Annotated in this window: 16 protein-coding genes; 4 read left to right on the top strand and 12 right to left on the bottom strand. The window is 61.6% G+C overall.

The features are described from left to right. Positions 1-57 precede the first annotated feature (57 nt). Complete coding sequence (locus tag HCF10_RS18890) at positions 58-414, top strand: Mpo1-like protein (protein ID WP_131699038.1); 357 nt, start codon at positions 58-60, stop codon at positions 412-414. 3 nt (positions 415-417) lie between these two features. Here the strand turns inward: HCF10_RS18890 and HCF10_RS18885 are convergent, their stop codons facing one another. The 3 genes from HCF10_RS18885 to HCF10_RS18875 form a co-directional block, all read right to left on the bottom strand. After that, positions 418-1,215, bottom strand: coding sequence for an acyl-CoA thioesterase (locus HCF10_RS18885; protein WP_167656163.1), 798 nt, complete (start codon positions 1,213-1,215; stop codon positions 418-420). Between the two features lie 90 nt (positions 1,216-1,305). Then, a complete protein-coding gene (locus tag HCF10_RS18880) occupies positions 1,306-2,067 on the bottom strand; it encodes a CHAD domain-containing protein (RefSeq protein WP_167656162.1) in 762 nt (253 codons plus the stop codon). 44 nt (positions 2,068-2,111) lie between these two features. Further along, a complete protein-coding gene (locus tag HCF10_RS18875; protein WP_003172685.1) occupies positions 2,112-2,390 on the bottom strand; it encodes a hypothetical protein in 279 nt (92 codons plus the stop codon). 216 nt (positions 2,391-2,606) lie between these two features. Here HCF10_RS18875 and HCF10_RS18870 point away from each other — a divergent pair, with 216 nt between their 5' ends. Further along, the gene (locus HCF10_RS18870; protein WP_003172684.1) at positions 2,607-3,644 is read left to right on the top strand and encodes a patatin-like phospholipase family protein; all 1,038 of its coding nucleotides are present in this window, start codon (positions 2,607-2,609) and stop codon (positions 3,642-3,644) included. A gap of 6 nt (positions 3,645-3,650) precedes the next feature. On the opposite strand, the gene HCF10_RS18865 is transcribed toward HCF10_RS18870, so the two are convergent. The 6 genes from HCF10_RS18865 to kdpF all read right to left on the bottom strand — a co-directional run bounded on the left by HCF10_RS18865 (position 3,651) and on the right by kdpF (position 11,651). After that, complete coding sequence (locus tag HCF10_RS18865) at positions 3,651-4,340, bottom strand: response regulator (protein ID WP_145338873.1); 690 nt, start codon at positions 4,338-4,340, stop codon at positions 3,651-3,653. Positions 4,341-4,377: 37 nt separating this feature from the next. After that, positions 4,378-7,029, bottom strand: coding sequence for a sensor histidine kinase (locus tag HCF10_RS18860; protein ID WP_167656161.1), 2,652 nt, complete (start codon positions 7,027-7,029; stop codon positions 4,378-4,380). Between the two features lie 135 nt (positions 7,030-7,164). After that, positions 7,165-7,710, bottom strand: coding sequence for a potassium-transporting ATPase subunit KdpC (kdpC, locus tag HCF10_RS18855; protein ID WP_167656160.1), 546 nt, complete (start codon positions 7,708-7,710; stop codon positions 7,165-7,167). Between the two features lie 63 nt (positions 7,711-7,773). After that, the gene (gene kdpB / locus HCF10_RS18850) at positions 7,774-9,831 is read right to left on the bottom strand and encodes a potassium-transporting ATPase subunit KdpB (RefSeq protein ID WP_205885737.1); all 2,058 of its coding nucleotides are present in this window, start codon (positions 9,829-9,831) and stop codon (positions 7,774-7,776) included. 20 nt (positions 9,832-9,851) lie between these two features. Continuing rightward, positions 9,852-11,552 (bottom strand): potassium-transporting ATPase subunit KdpA, encoded by a 1,701-nt coding sequence (kdpA, locus tag HCF10_RS18845; RefSeq protein ID WP_167656158.1) that lies wholly within the window; start codon positions 11,550-11,552, stop codon positions 9,852-9,854. Between the two features lie 9 nt (positions 11,553-11,561). Next, positions 11,562-11,651: a K(+)-transporting ATPase subunit F gene (kdpF, locus tag HCF10_RS18840; protein ID WP_003218754.1), complete on the bottom strand. Its 90-nt coding sequence runs from the start codon at positions 11,649-11,651 to the stop codon at positions 11,562-11,564. 413 nt (positions 11,652-12,064) lie between these two features. Between kdpF and eat the strand changes: the two genes are divergently transcribed. Continuing rightward, positions 12,065-13,429 (top strand): ethanolamine permease, encoded by a 1,365-nt coding sequence (gene eat / locus HCF10_RS18835; RefSeq protein WP_131699030.1) that lies wholly within the window; start codon positions 12,065-12,067, stop codon positions 13,427-13,429. 110 nt (positions 13,430-13,539) lie between these two features. Continuing rightward, on the top strand, positions 13,540-13,707 hold the full coding sequence (locus HCF10_RS18830) for a DUF2897 family protein (RefSeq protein ID WP_003172675.1): 168 nt from the start codon (positions 13,540-13,542) through the stop codon (positions 13,705-13,707). A gap of 65 nt (positions 13,708-13,772) precedes the next feature. On the opposite strand, the gene HCF10_RS18825 is transcribed toward HCF10_RS18830, so the two are convergent. From HCF10_RS18825 to HCF10_RS18815, 3 genes are all read right to left on the bottom strand, one after another. Continuing rightward, positions 13,773-14,621: an urea carboxylase-associated family protein gene (locus HCF10_RS18825; RefSeq protein ID WP_167656157.1), complete on the bottom strand. Its 849-nt coding sequence runs from the start codon at positions 14,619-14,621 to the stop codon at positions 13,773-13,775. Positions 14,622-14,636: 15 nt separating this feature from the next. Next, positions 14,637-15,281 carry a GntR family transcriptional regulator gene (locus HCF10_RS18820; RefSeq protein WP_167656156.1) on the bottom strand — a complete coding sequence of 215 codons (645 nt, stop codon included), beginning with the start codon at positions 15,279-15,281 and terminating at the stop codon, positions 14,637-14,639. A gap of 179 nt (positions 15,282-15,460) precedes the next feature. Then, on the bottom strand, positions 15,461-15,793 hold the full coding sequence (locus tag HCF10_RS18815; protein WP_167656155.1) for a ComEA family DNA-binding protein: 333 nt from the start codon (positions 15,791-15,793) through the stop codon (positions 15,461-15,463). Between the last annotated feature and the right edge of the window lie 6 nt (positions 15,794-15,799).

Below are 15,799 nucleotides of genomic sequence, written 5' to 3'. Positions count from 1 at the left end.
GCCCACCCCCACCTAAACTCTCCCCATATTATTTCAACGGACAGAGGGTTCACCATCATGGGCAAACGTCATCCCAATCTCCCCGCCTGGCAATGGCGTAACTACCCGCAGAACCATCAGCACCCGACCAACCTGGCGTTGCACCTGATTGCCGTACCGCTGTTTATCATCGGGTTTCTGTTGATTGTGTCCGGAGTGTTCAGCCTGAGCCTGGCCAGTTTCGCCATTGGCGTAGTCGGCATCCTCGCGGGCCTGGCGCTGCAGCGTCATGGCCATAGCCTGGAAGCCCAGGCCAGTGAGCCATTCAGTGATCGTAAAGACGCGGTGCAGCGTCTGGTGGTCGAGCAGTTCGTGACGTTCCCGCGCTTTGTGTTGAGCGGTGGCTGGTGGCGTGCCTGGCGGCAGCGCCACTGAGCATCAGGCGAAGACCACCACGGTCTGGCGGCTGAGGGCGATCAACGCGCCGGTTGGGCTCCACAGCGCGGCGGCGGCGTGGCCGTAGCCGTCGCGCGCATGTTCAATGCTGACGTGGTACTGGCACCAGTCCAGGGTCGTCAGATTCTGCAACGGCTGGATGAACTCGATGGTCCAGGTCAGGGTGCTGCCCGGAGCAGGCTTTTTCAGGTGCGGCAGCAGCGCCGGTGGCCAGGCATCGACCAGGGCGAGGATATGCGCTTCGGTCAGCGGTTCCTCCTTCACATCCCCGCGCAAGCGAACCCACCCGCCCATCTCGCGGGATTTATTACCGGTAAACGGCAAACCGCCAACGCTCCAGCGCATCGCCAGGTGGCGCATGAACTCAGGCGTGACGCCCTTGATATAGGGCAGTTCCTGGCATTCATCCCAGTGCTTGAACGTTGGCGGTGGTTCGCTCGCCACCTCGATTTCCGACTCGCGGGACGCACCAAAACTCGCCTGGACCAGCGTCGCCACGTCACCCTTCTGCACCACGCGACCGAGCAACTGGCTGACCGCCTTGCCTTCACGCAACACTTCGACTTGATAGCTGGCGGGTACATCGGGCTCGACCGGGCCAACGAAGGTGATCGCGAGCGAGCGCAGTGGGCGGTCCGTCGGCACCTGGGCGCGCAAGGCTTCGTGTTGCAACGCCGCGACCAGGCCACCAAAGGACGCTCGGCCCTGGGCCCATTCGGCAGGAATGGTGATCTCCAGCGGGTTGCTACGGGCGGCGTCGAGCAAATCACTAAAGCGCATGGCGACCTCACATCAAAAGAAACAGATGGTCGATCTTAACCATGGAGCCGGCAAGGTACAGCGCTTATTCCGGCCAAAAGCCGGACCGATTTAGAAACAATCCGCGCTGAGTTTGTCCAGCACCCGATCCGCCTGCCCTTCGGCCTTGGCCATGGTGCGATGCCATATTGCAACACAGGGCTGCAGATCAGCTTGATATTCGGCCTGGGCTAACCATTGCCAGCAGTCATGCCAATCACCCAGTGCCGCTTGGGCTTTTTTCAGGCGTGGCAGGGCATTGGAGGGCAACTTATCCAGCTGGGGGTAAGCCTCGGCGGCATAGCGCACACGCTTGATCAACAAGCGCAAACGGTGGCGATCATGGTCTGGATCTTTCAGTGCTTGATCGAGTTTCTGCCATTGCTTGGCCAGGCGCTTCTCAATGCGCGGTCGCAAACCCTTGAGCAATTTCTGGTGTTCCGAGGCGCGGATAAAGCGCGGGAATGCATCAAGGATCAGCAGCAGATGGGCAACTTCCGGGCCTTGCGCCACCTGGCGATAGGCGTCGGGTTGCAGGCGCAGGCGTCGATCAGCGGCCTCGTGATAACCATGCTGATGCAAATACGCCGCCAGCACCTCTCGGTCGCGCAGTGGCGTCGTCAACTGGCCGACCGTGCCGGCGGCCAATTCAAGCTGTTCCACACCCGGCAGCCCGCGCAAAGGGCGCAACAGGCTGCGCAGGCGGCGCACGGTGGTGCGCAGATCATGCAGGGCTTCATCATCGGTGACGGCAGCGAGGCGAGCCTGGCAGCTCAGTAACCCTACTTCCAGGCCAATGACCTGAGCGACTAACTGATCGACCAAAGCTGACATCCTGCCCTCACTCTCAGATGAAAAATCCCACTCTGCGCGGCCAGTTAACGCCCGGCGCGCGACTCACGAATATAGAACCGCGCTTTCTCGGCCTTGTTTGAGCAGCCTTCAAACGCTTCGAATTGCTGCTGAGTCTTGGCGCCAGTTAACAAAGACAGGGCCTTGGAGTAGCTGACGGTGCCGGCAAAACCTTCGGCCTTGGCCAGGTCGAGCTCTTTCCAGGCGGCATCCAATTGCGAGCCACAGCTGTCGCGGTATGCGGTTTTCCCGGCGCAACCCGCCAGGGCCAACATGATCACAGGCACACACATCCAGGCTTTCATCGATGACACCTCAAAATAAAGAAAAACAGTCGTACGGTGTAGACGTTGCCTACAAGAAAAAGTGCCTTGTCCTTAGCCTGAAATCGGTAGTACCTATTGCCAGAGCATACCCGAGCCTGAGCGCTATTCTTGAAAAATATTGCCAGGCGCAACGAAGATTGAAGCAGCCCCTAAAATAGGTGCATTGTGGGCACCCGCTTATGAAGGACATCGACCATGAAGAAACGTGTTGCCTTGGTGCTGGGGTCCGGCGGGGCCAGAGGCTATGCCCATATCGGAGTAATCGAGGAAATCGAACGGCGCGGTTACGACATCGCCTGTATCGCCGGTTGCTCCATGGGTGCCGTGGTGGGTGGGATCTACGCCGCGGGCAAACTGGACGAGTATCGAAACTGGATTGAAAGCCTCGACTACCTCGACGTGCTGCGTCTGGTGGACGTCAGTTTCCGCCTTGGGGCGATTCGTGGCGAAAAGGTCTTCGGGCAAATCCGCAAGATCGTCGGCGAGATCAATATCGAAGAGCTGCGCATCCCCTACACCGCCGTCGCCACCGACCTGACCAACCAACAGGAAATCTGGTTCCAGGAAGGTTGCCTGCACCAGGCCATGCGCGCCTCGGCGGCGATTCCAAGCCTGTTCACCCCGGTGATGCAAGGCAACCGCATGCTGGTGGACGGCGGCCTGCTCAACCCGCTGCCCATCGTGCCGGTGGTGTCGAGCCATTGTGACCTGATCATCGCGGTCAACCTCAACGCCACCAACCAGAAACACTACCATTTGCCGGTGATCCAGCGCCCGCCGGCGTTCAAGAGCCGCTTCAACAGCCTGGCGAAATCACTGGGTTCGCACCTGCCGTTTCGCCGCAAGCAGGCCGAGCAGTTGATGAAACTCGAGCAGGAAGCCTTGCAGGCCCAGGCGGCCGAGATCAATCCGTGGCTGGAGTCGGCCGAGCCAGAATCCCAGCAACCCGCCGCCGCACCGGAAAAGCCTGGGGCGCCGAAGTCGGCTACCGGGTCGTTCATCATCGATAACGTCGGGCCGGCGTCACTGCTGGACCTGATCAACCAGAGTTTCGAGGTGATGCAGACCTCGCTGGCGCAATACAAGATCGCGGGCTACCCGCCGGATGTGCTGATCAACGTGCCGAAGCGGGTGTGCCGGTTTTTCGAGTTCTACAAGGCCCCGGAGTTAATCGCACTGGGCCGGGAAATTGCCAGCGATACACTGGATCGCTATGAGAGTGAGCAGCGCTGACAGCTGTCAGGCACTCAACAACCGATACCCCACTCCCGCCTCGGTCACGATAAACCTCGGCTGGGTCGGATCATCCGCCAGCTTCTGGCGCAGATGCCCCACCACAATCCGCAGGTAGTGACTGTCTTCGGTGTGAGTCGGCCCCCAGATGTCCTTGAGCAGTTGCTGCTGGGTGATCACCCGTCCCGGATGCCGCGCCAGTTGTGCCAGCACGGCGTATTCCTTGCGGGTAAGTGCCACCTCGGCGCCGTCCAGCAGCACGCGGCGATAGGCCAGGTCCACCATCAACGGGCCAAACTGCAACGCCGCTTCCTGGGGCTCGCCCACGGGTGCCTGACGCAATAAGGCCCGCACGCGAGCCAGGAACTCCTGGATGCCGAAGGGCTTGGTGACATAATCATTGGCGCCACCGTCGAGGGCTTCGACCTTCTGCCCTTCGCTGGCCCTTACCGACAGCACCAGTACCGGCACCGTCGACCACTCACGAAACTCGCGCAGTACCTGCTGGCCGTCCATGTCCGGCAGGCCCAGGTCGAGCACCAGCAAGTCGGGCTTGCTCAACGCCGCCTGGGCCAGGCCTTCGTTGCCGGTACCGGCCTCGATCACTTTGTAGCCCTGGGAAGCCAGGCTGATGCGCAGGAATTTGCGGATTTGCGGTTCGTCATCAATGACTAAAATCGTCGCGGTCTGGCTCATGGCGTCCAATCAACATCCGTAGAGAAAACAGGGTAGCTCACGCCTCGCCTTCCAGGCCAGGCTGTGTCGGCAATGGCAGGAACAAGGTGATACAGGTACCGCGCCCATCAATGCCCTCGGCCACGCTGATATGCCCACCGTGGGCGCCGACCATGCCCTGGCAGATCGCCAGGCCCAGGCCGGTGCCCTGCCCGCCTCGATCACCGCGTGCAGCGGTGTAGAACATATCGAAAATCTTCGCCCGCTCATCCTCAGGAATACCCGGCCCCTCATCCGCCACAGCGAAAAACAATTGGTTATTCGCCACACCGGCACTGAGTTGCAATCGACCTTGGGGCGGTGAAAAACGCGCGGCGTTTTCCAATACATTGACCAGTGCCTGTTCGATCAACGCGGCATGTACATAGAGCAACGGCAACTCCGCCGGCACATCGGTGCTCACCAGCAGCGGCGCCAGCACCGCGCGCAAACGCCCGAGCGCACTGCCGACAATATCGCCGGGCGACACCCAGTCCCGCGCCAGCTTCAGCGCCCCATGGCCCAGCCGAGTCATGTCCAGCAGGTTCTGGATATAGCGGTCCAGGCGTTCGGCTTCATCGCGGGTGCCTTCAAGCAACTCGCGGCGATCCTCCAGGGGGATGGCTTCGCCGAGCGCCAGCAGGCTGTCGATACTGCCGCGCATGGAGGTCAACGGTGTGCGCAAATCGTGGGACACCGACGCAAGCAAGGCGCTGCGCAGTTGCTCGGTTTCGCCATGCAAACGTGCGGATTCCAACTCCTGGGCCAACTGCGCCCGCGCCAGGGCCTGGGCCAGAGGCTGGCTCAAGGCGGTCAGCAAACGACGCCGCTGGCCACTCAATTCCAGACCCGGCTTGGCACTGACGCCGAGCAACCCCAGCGGCCCCTCCTCACCCGACAACGGCCACCACCACCAGCGCCCGAACGGCAAGGTGCCGGTGCCCATGCCTGCCGGCTGGTCATGCTGCCAGGCCCAATCGGCCGCAGCACGCTCGGCTTCGGTGAAGGTCAGCGGGCCGCCGGTCTCGACCTTCCAGCCACCCTGGCCGTCGCGATTGACCAGGCACAGATCCAGGTCGCTCCAGCCTTCCAGGTGGTGGGCGGCGGCGCTGATCACCGCCTGGCGGTCGGTGGCGGCGGTGAGTTTGCGCGACAGGTCGAGCAGTTCGCTGGTTTCTTCCTGGGTGTCGCGCAACGCCTGCAACTGGCGGCGCTGGCGCGCGGCAAGGTTGCCGGTCAGCGCCGCCATCAGCAGGAAGAACAACAGGGTCAGCACGTCTTCTTCGCGCTGGATGGCAAAGGAAAAGCTCGGCGGAATGAACAGAAAGTCATACGCCAGGAATGACAACGCCGCACACACCAGGGACGGCCCCAGGCTGCTGCGCACGGCCACCAGCAACACGGCGGCGAGAAACACCAGCGAGATATTCGGCAGTGGCAACACGCTTGCCACTGCCCAGGCCACGCCGGCGGCGATGATGGTCGCCACCACGGCCAAGGCGTAATCGAACCACACCAGACCGCGCACATCCGGCAAGCGTGGGACTGCGGGCACATCGTCGCTGTCGAGGACGTTGATTTCCAAACCCCGGGCATTACGCAACAACCGCGCCGCCAAGCCGCCACCGAACAGGCGACGCCGCCAACCCATTCGCGACTGCCCCACCAACAGCAGGCTGGCGCGGCGTTCGGCAGCATGCTGGATCAAGGTCTTGGCCACCTCCCCCGCCCGCAGCAGCACCACTTCGCCGCCAAGACGCTCGGCCAGTTGCTGGGCGTTTTGCAGGCGCAGGCGGGCCTGTTCATCCCGCGCACGGCCGTTGTCGATATGCACCAGGCTCCACGGCAAATGCCGACGCTGGGCGACGCGACTGGCATGGCGCACCAGGCGTTCGGCTTGCGCGTCGCCATCCACGCCCACCAACAAGCGCCCACGCACCGCCGGCGCCGCCTGGCCGAGCTGGCGATAGCCCTGGGCCAAATCGTCGTCGACGTGGGCGGCGGCAGTCTGCATCGCCAGCTCACGCAGGGCCATCAGGTTGGTCTGGGTAAAGAATGCATCGATGGCAGCGCGGGCCTGCTCCGGCACATAGACCTTGCCGTCGCGCAGACGCTCGAGCAGTTCGCGGGACGGCAGGTCGATCAGCAGCAGTTCGTCGGCTTCCTGCAGCACCCAATCCGGCAAGGTTTCGCGCACCTGTACACCGGTGATGCCGCGGACCTGGTCATTCAGACTTTCCAAGTGCTGGACGTTGACCGTGGTAAACACGTTGATGCCGGCGGCGAGCAGTTCCTGGATGTCTTGCCAGCGCTTTTCATGGCGGCTGCCGGGGGCGTTGCTGTGGGCCAGTTCGTCCACCAGCACCAGCTTGGGCTTGGCGGCGAGCAGGCCGTCGAGGTCCATTTCTTCGAGCATCACGCCACGGTATTCGCTGCGCAACAGCGGTTGTTGCGGCAGGCCGCTGAGCAACGCTTCGGTCTCGGCGCGGCCGTGGGTTTCAACCACGCCGGCGATCAGTTTGACGCCCTGGCGCAGTTGGGTGTGGGCGGCCTGGAGCATGGCGTAGGTCTTGCCCACACCCGGCGCGGCGCCGAGGAAAACTTTGAGCCGGCCACGGCCGTCCCGGGGCAGATCGGCTAACAGGGCATCGGCGCGGCCGGAGTCGCTCATGCTGGGGTTTCCTTCAATTGTTCAGACCCAGAGAAAATCCAATGTGGGAGGGGCTTGCCCCCGATTTCGGTGGTTCAGTCGATACCTGTGTTGACTGACACTCTGCTATCGGGGGCAAGCCCCCTCCCACAGGGTTCAGAGTTTTTCCAGGGCCATGTTCAGCGCCAGCACATTCACCACAGGCGGCCCCACCAGCGGGCTTTCGATATGTTCATCCATCAACCGTTGCAGGGTGGAGACCGGCACATTTCGCGCGGCAGCCACCCGTGCCAGTTGATAGGCAATCGCCTGGGGTGGCAAGTGTGGATCAAGACCGCTGCCGGAGGTAGTCAACAACGCCAAAGGCACCGGCCCCTGGCTGGGCACCCACTGCTTGTTCGCGTCATCGAACACGCGGGTGGCCAAGGCCGGGTTGCTTGGGCCAAGGTTACTGGCGCTGCTGGAAACCGTCGCAAAGGCACCCGCCGAAGGACGCGGATGGAACCAGCTGTCACCGGTAAAATCCTGGGCGATCAGGCTGGAGCCACGCACCTTGCCACTGGCATCACGCACCAGGCTGCCGTTGGCCTGGTCCGGGAAGGCGACTTGGGCGACACCGGTGACCACCAGTGGATAGGCGACGCCGGTGATCAGGGTCATGAGCACCAGCAGGCTCAGGGCTGGACGGATTATGTTGGACATTTCAAATTCCTCAATTCGGTCTTTGCAACCTGTGGGCACGGGATGGTGCCCACCGGCATCGGGTCAAACCAGGTGCAATGCAGTCAGCAGCATGTCGATCGCCTTGATGCCCACAAACGGCACCAGCAGCCCGCCCAGGCCGTAGATCAACAGGTTGCGCCGCAGCAACGCCGCTGCACTCGCGGCGTGCACCCGCACACCGCGCAGCGCCAAGGGGATCAGCACGACGATGATCAGCGCGTTGAACACAATGGCCGAGAGAATCGCGCTCTGCGGGCTCTGCAAATGCATCACGTTGAGAACGCCCAACTGCGGGTAGATCGAGGCGAACAACGCCGGCAGGATCGCGAAGTACTTGGCCACGTCGTTGGCGATGGAAAAGGTGGTCAACGCGCCGCGAGTCACCAGCAACTCTTTACCGATCTGCACCACGTCCAGCAGCTTGGTGGGGTCGCTGTCGAGGTCGACCATGTTGGCGGCTTCACGCGCCGCCTGGGTGCCGTCGTTCATCGCCATGCCGACGTCCGCCTGGGCCAGTGCCGGGGCGTCGTTAGCGCCGTCGCCGCACATCGCCACCAAGCGGCCGTCGTTTTGCTCGTGACGGATGCGCGCGAGTTTTTTCTCCGGGGTCGCCTCGGCCAGCACGTCATCCACACCGGCTTCGGCAGCAATCGCAGCGGCTGTCAGCGGGTTGTCACCGGTGACCATCACGGTGCGAATGCCCAGCTTGCGCAGCTCAGCGAAACGTTCGCGGATACCGGGCTTGACCACGTCCTTGAGGTGGATGGCACCGAGCAATTTGCCGTCGGCACACACCAGCAATGGCGTGCCGCCGCTCTGGGCGATCTTGTCGATTTCCCGTGACAGAGCCGGTTGCAGGTCGCCGCGTTGCTGACCGATAAACGCCAGCAGCGAATCCACCGCGCCTTTGCGGAACACGCGGCCCTGGTAGTCAACACCGGACAAGCGGGTCTCGGCGCTGAACGGTACGGCGGTCAGCTCATCCAGGGTTGGCTCGGCCTGCGGGTGCAGAGCCCGCAGGTATTCGACGATGGATTTGCCTTCTGCCGTGTCGTCCGCCAGGGACGCCAGCAGCGCACCTTCGGCCAGGTCCTTGCCGCTGACACCCGGTGCAGCCACTACCGCTGAACAACGACGGTTACCGAAGGTGATGGTGCCGGTCTTGTCCAGCAGCAACACGTGCACGTCACCGGCCGCCTCCACGGCACGGCCGGACTTGGCGATCACGTTGAGGCGCACCAGGCGGTCCATGCCGGCAATACCGATGGCCGACAACAAGCCGCCGATGGTGGTAGGAATCAGCGTCACCAGCAGTGCGACCAAAAACACCAGGGGCAAGCTGCCATTGGCAAAGTGGGCGAACGGCTGCAAGGTCACGACCACCAGCAGGAAGATCAGAGTCAGGCCGATCAGCAGAATATCCAGCGCGACTTCGTTGGGGGTTTTCTGACGTTTGGCGCCTTCGACCAGGGCGATCATGCGGTCCAGGGTGGACTCGCCGGGGTTGGCGGTGATGCGGATCAGCAGCCAGTCCGACACCAGCCGCGTATTGCCGGTGACGGCCGAGCGGTCGCCGCCGGACTCGCGGATCACCGGTGCGGATTCACCGGTGATCGCCGCTTCGTTGACCGCTGCGATGCCCTCGACAACCTCGCCATCGCCGGGGATCATTTCCCCGGCGGCCACACGCACCACATCACCTTTACGCAGGCTAGTGGCGGGCACGACCTTGAAGCTGCCATCGGCTTCCTTACGGCGCGCACTCAGGCCTTCGCTGCCGGCCTTGAGGCTGTCAGCGCGGGCCTTGCCGCGTCCTTCGGCCAAGGCTTCAGCGAAGTTGGCGAACAGCACCGTAAACCACAGCCACACGGCGATTTGCACAGCCACATAAGTCGGTACAGCGGTGTCGGGCACAAAGCACAGCACGGTGGTGAGGATCGCGGTCAGCTCGACCACCAGCATCACTGGCGAGCGTTGCAGCTGGCGCGGGTCCAGCTTGACGAACGCCTGGACCAGCGCCGGGCGCCACAGGGAAGAGAGGGCGGTTTTGGCGGGCTCCTGGGTTTTGACCGGGGCTGCATTTTTTGCAGGCATATTCATTTTCATATCCCCTTGGCTCTTCATTTAGAAGCAGCCATGCTCAGATGTTCAGCGATGGGACCCAATGCCAGCGTCGGCAGGAAAGTCAGGCCGCCCACCAGCAAAATGGTCACGGTCAACAGGGTCACGAACAGCGGACCATGGGTCGGGAAGCTGTTCTGGCCAATCGGTGCGGTCTTCTTCATCGCCAGGCTGCCGGCCAGGGCCAGTACCGGGAGGATGTAGCCGAAACGGCCGATCAACATGCCCAGGCCCAGCATCAGGTTATGGAACGGTGTATTGGCACTGAAACCGCCGAACGCCGAGCCGTTGTTGGCGCTGGCCGAGGTGTAGGCGTACAGCAACTGGCTGAAACCGTGAGGGCCGGGGTTGCTGATTGCGCCGGCAGGGCCCGGCAGGCTCGCGGCGATGGCACCCAGTACCAACACGCCCACCGGCATCACCAGCAGGGTCACGACCAGCAACTGCACTTCCTTGGCCTGGAGTTTCTTGCCCAGGTATTCCGGGGTGCGGCCGATCATCAGGCCAGCCAGGAACACCGCGATCAACACGTTGAGCAACATGCCGTACATACCGGCGCCGACACCGCCGAAGATCACTTCACCGACCATCATGTTGACCAGCGCCACCATCCCGCTGAGGGGGCTGAGGCTGTCCTGCATGCCGTTGACCGAACCGTTGGACGCCGCGGTGGTGGTCACTGACCACAGCACCGTGCCAGTGGTGCCGAAGCGCGCTTCCTTGCCTTCCAGCGGCGCGGTTTGCTCTACGGCCGGGTTGTTCAGGGTCGGATTGGGCTGATACTCGGACCACAGTGAAGTCGCGCCGCCGATCAGGAACAGCGCCAGCATGCAGCCAAGAATGGCGCGGCTTTGGCGCAGGTCTTTGACGTAATGACCGAAAGTGAATACCAACGCCACCGGGATCAGGATGATGGACGCCACCTCAAACAGGTTGGCCCAGGCAGTCGGGTCTTCAAAGGGATGCGCCGAGTTGACACCGAAAAAACCACCGCCGTTGGTGCCCAATTGCTTGATCGCAATCTGGCTGGCCGCCGGGCCCAGGGGGATCACCTGATCCACGCCTTGCATCGTCACGGCATCAACGTAGTGCGCGAAGGTTTGCGGTACGCCCTGCCATACCAGGAACAGCGCCAGCACCAGACACAACGGCAACAGGCCGTAGAGCGTGGCGCGGGTCATGTCGACCCAGAAGTTACCCAGCGTCTTGGTGGATTTGCGCCCGATCCCACGGCACAGCGCGACCAGGACGGCCAGGCCGGTGGCCGCGCTGACGAAGTTCTGCACGGTCAGGCCAGCCATCTGGCTGAGGTAGCTCAGGGACGCCTCACCGCTGTAGGACTGCCAGTTGGTGTTGGTCATGAAACTGACCGCTGTATTGAAAGCCTGTGTCCATTCCTGGCCCGGCAATTTCTGCGGGTTCAGTGGGAGATAGTCCTGGAACAGCAGGATCGCGAACAACAGCAAAAAGCCCGCGAGGTTGAACGCGAGCAAGGCCAGCATGTATTTCTGCCAGCTTTGTTCCTGATGCTCGTCCACCCGCGACAGGCGATAACAGGCTTTTTCGACAGGCCCCAGCACCGGGCTCAACCACGTGCGCTGGCCTTCCATTACTTTGTAGTAGAACCGCCCCAAGAACGGCGCCGGCACCAGTACCACGGCAAAGAAGGCGATGATCAGCCAATAGTCATAACTGTGCATGGCCAGCTCCTAGTTCCGATCCGCGCGTAACAGCGCAACCAGCAGATAAATGAACAGCGCCACGGCCAATAGCAGTGACACCCCGTCCAGAACGCTCATGGAAGTCTCTCCGTTTAGCGGCGAGTGCCGCGTGTGGGGCAATTGTCCGCAGGAGTGGCGTAAAGGAACGAGAGCGAGGGGGTGGGCGGGGCGTAAAGATGGCGTAAAGAGTGGATTTATGCGGGGTTTACACTGCGGGTTTCCAGCGTCTGGGCGGGCGCTATCGGGAGCAAGCCCCCTCCCTCACTTGACCGAGTTGTCATGCCGAGCGCCAGTCAACCTGTGGGAGGGGGCTTGCTCCCGATAGCGTCGGCACCGTCACCGCCGCACCTATCTGGTGCGACGCCGGCAAATTTCAAACGCCAAACCGTCCCCCACACGACAGTTGCGCCGCTTTACGACAATGATTCCCAGGCTGGCATGGCCGCTGCAACACCTTGAATCATTCCAAACCGTTCAGGGAGCGCAGCACGATGAACACACAACTTAAACCCACCTTGGGCACTCTGCATTTATGGGGCATTGCCGTCGGGCTGGTGATTTCCGGGGAATACTTCGGCTGGAGCTATGGCTGGGGCGTGGCCGGGACCTTGGGCTTCCTGGTGACCTCGTTGATGGTCGCAGCGATGTATACCTGCTTTATCTTCAGTTTCACCGAGCTGACTACCGCCATTCCTCACGCAGGCGGACCGTTTGCCTACAGTCGTCGCGCATTTGGTGAGAAAGGCGGCTTGATCGCAGGCCTCGCCACACTGATCGAATTTGTCTTCGCTCCGCCCGCCATCGCCTTGGCGATCGGCGCGTATCTGAATGTGCAGTTCCCGGCCCTGGACCCCAAACACGCGGCCGTCGGTGCCTACATCGTGTTCATGGGGCTGAATATTCTCGGCGTGAAACTCGCCGCTACCTTCGAGTTGGTGGTGTGTGTGCTCGCCGTCGCTGAGCTGCTGGTGTTCATGGGCGTGGTCGCGCCCGCGTTCAGCTTCAGCAACTTTGCCCTGAATGGCTGGGCCGGTTCCGACACCTTCGGCGCCCCGGCGATTGCCGGGATGTTTGCGGCGATTCCATTTGCCATCTGGTTCTTCCTGGCCATCGAAGGCGCAGCCATGGCGGCCGAGGAAGCGAAAGATCCGAAGCGCACCATTCCAAAAGCCTACATCAGCGGCATCCTGACCCTGGTGATCCTGGCCATGGGCGTGATGTTCTTTGCCGGCGGTGTGGGCGACTGGCGCACCCTGTCGAACATCAACGATCCCCTGCCACAGGCCATGAAAACCGTGGTCGGCGACAGCTCCGGCTGGTTGCACATGCTGGTGTGGATCGGCCTGTTCGGCCTGGTGGCGAGCTTCCACGGCATTATCCTGGGCTACTCGCGCCAGTTCTTCGCCCTGGCCCGCGCCGGTTACCTGCCATCTTTCCTCGCCAAATTGTCGCGCTTTCAGACACCACACCGGGCAATCATTGCCGGTGGCGTGGTCGGCATCGCCGCGATCTATAGCGATGGCCTGATCAACCTGGGCGGCATGACCCTGACTGCGGCGATGATCACCATGGCGGTATTCGGCGCTATCGTGATGTACATCATGAGCATGCTCAGCCTGTTCAAACTGCGTAAGACCGAGCCGCTGCTGGAACGTACCTTCCGCGCGCCGGGTTATCCGATCGTGCCCGGCATTGCGTTGGTGCTGGCTGTGGTGTGCCTGGTGGCCATGGCGTGGTTCAACGCGCTGATCGGGATGATCTTCCTCGGCTTCATGGCGGTGGGTTTCATCTACTTCCAGATGACCGCGCAGGACCGTGCCGATGCACCGGCAGATGCAATGTTGACCGGGCTCTAAGGTTTCGAGGCAGAACGGGCCTACACTGAACTACTCAGAAAGCCCGTAACTCAAAGTAGTTATTGCCGTGGGAAAATTCTCCCACGGTAATCTGCCTCAAGGAGAGCCTTATGCCGTGGTATGCGTGGTTGATTATGGTAGTTGCGATCGGGTCGATCGTCGGAGGGCTGATGATGCTGCGTGACAGCGCCAACAAGGTGGAACTCACCGACGAACAACGCAAACGCGTGGCCGAGCGCAACGCCCAGGCGGATGCCAAGGACGCGCAGGACCGCTGACCTGGCTTGCCCCTGTGGCGAGGGAGCTTGCTCCCGTTGGGCTGCGAAGCAGCCCCCTCCCCCGATTACTCCCAATCCGCCTTGGCAATCTGCAACCCGTGCTGTCCCTTATAGGCAGCACGCTCAGGCTGGCTCCAACCGCCCAGCAACTCTTCTTCCAATCGATAAATCTCAACCCCCAGCGGACGGCACACCGTCAGCGGGTCCTGCGCATCCGGCCCCCACATCGGCAGCGACAGATCCCCACCCGGGCAAGTCGACAGCGCACATAGCAAATCAATCTCGGCAAAAAACTCCAGGTAATCGCCCTTCTGCGCCGGGCACGCCTTCATGAAATACATGTCGTCGTGATTCAGGCCCGTGCACTGGAAAATATTCAGCACGTCATGCACGTCAAATTCCGTCAGACCGTGAGGCAATACCGCACGCGTCAGGTTCGAGTGGCAGTGATGATGGAAATCTTCGCCGGTGAGCATGCGGTTCACATACGGGTCGCAGCGGGTACCGAGCAAATCGTGCAAGCGCCCGCCGTGTTCATCAATGCCGTAGCTCGCCAGGCTGTCGTCGGTAATGGTCACCAACGGCCGCAGGAATGGCAGGTTCGACCACAGTCGGTCATGGGTGCTGACATGCGCACCCTGCAACTGGCGCGTGCGCGCGGCCCATAAGCGCTCGCGGGGATCATTTGCGTTCCACACGTTGAAATCGCCGACCTGCGGACCGACCGGCGTGGTCACACGGAACACATGCCCGGCCGGTACCTTCCACGCTCTGCCCGTGCGGATGGGCACCTCGAACTGCTCGATCAAAGTGCGCTGATCCTTGCGCTCACGAATACGCTCATAAAACGCTGTGTCGACCTGCAACGCCGAACCTTTGCTGACCTGGTAAGCGGCTGGATAGTCTTTGTACATGCTGCGGTTCCTCGATCAAGGGTGCGTAAACAGGGCTAACGAAAGGCGTTCGGAATCATCCAGGTACAGGCTCATCGCCTCGCCTGCCGCCGGTTTATTTCCGTGGATCAGTAACTCGTATATTTCACGATCACGCTCCAGCCAGGGCGACTGAAAGCGCTGTTCATCGGGCGCGGCGCAAAACACCAGACGCAATTGGGCGATTACCTGAGCGAAAAACTCATCGAACAGCGGGCTACACATCAGCCCGACAATCTGCTGGTGAAACACCAGGCTGTGGGTGGCCACCGCTCGCCAGTCCTCGCGCTCGCGGGCCAGCGCGGTGGCCTCGATGGCGTTTTGCATACGCTCGGATTGGTATTGGGTGAGCGCACCGCTCTGGGCAATGGCCTGCAATTCAAGGGTGCGACGGACGACAAATAAATCCCGCACCTCTTCGCGCTCCAACCGACGCACCATCACGCCCTTGTTGCGCACATAGCGCGTCAACCCTTCCTGGCCCAAACGGTGCAACGCCTCACGAATCGTATTGCGCGACGCGTTATAGGCCTTGACCAACTCCGCCTCGACCAGCGCCATTCCCGGCAACAGTCGCCCACCGATGATGTCGGCACGCAGTTCCAGAGCGATCTGGTCGGCTAAGGACAAGCTGAGTGGCATCGTTACCTCACGATTGTTGAACAATCCTCCCTGTGTCAGTAATCACTTTCCATGCCAAGAGCTGCGCGGTGTAAAACGATTTAGCTTGGTTAACATGCATCGTGGAAATCGTGGGCGACGGTTTGAAAGCGCAGAACCCGGATGAAAAAAAGGCCGGTCAGTGACCGGCCTCTCGATACTTATTTGATCTCTAACCTACCCCGATTTTTCTCCAGCAACGCCTTGCCGATGCCCTTTACTTCCAACAATTCATCCACCGCCATGAACGGACCGTTGCTTTCGCGATAGGCGATGATTGCGTTGGCCTTCGCGGCACCGATGCCGAAGAGGTCACGACGCAGGGTTTCGGCATCGGCGGCGTTGAGGTTGACCTTGGTGGATTGTTCGGTTTTGGTCATCTGGGCGGCGATGGGGGTTGGGGGTTCGGATTTGATTGATGGGGCTGCGTTGGTGGCTACGGATAGAGTGGTGAGGAAGGCGAAGATTAGGGAAGTTAGGTAGGTGTTTTGCATTGGTGA

The sequence above is a fragment of the Pseudomonas sp. B14(2022) genome (genome assembly GCF_012030485.1).
GTDB lineage: Bacteria > Pseudomonadota > Gammaproteobacteria > Pseudomonadales > Pseudomonadaceae > Aquipseudomonas.
Note: the sequence above shows the minus strand (reverse complement) of the source record. Positions and strands in the feature narration are given on the sequence as shown.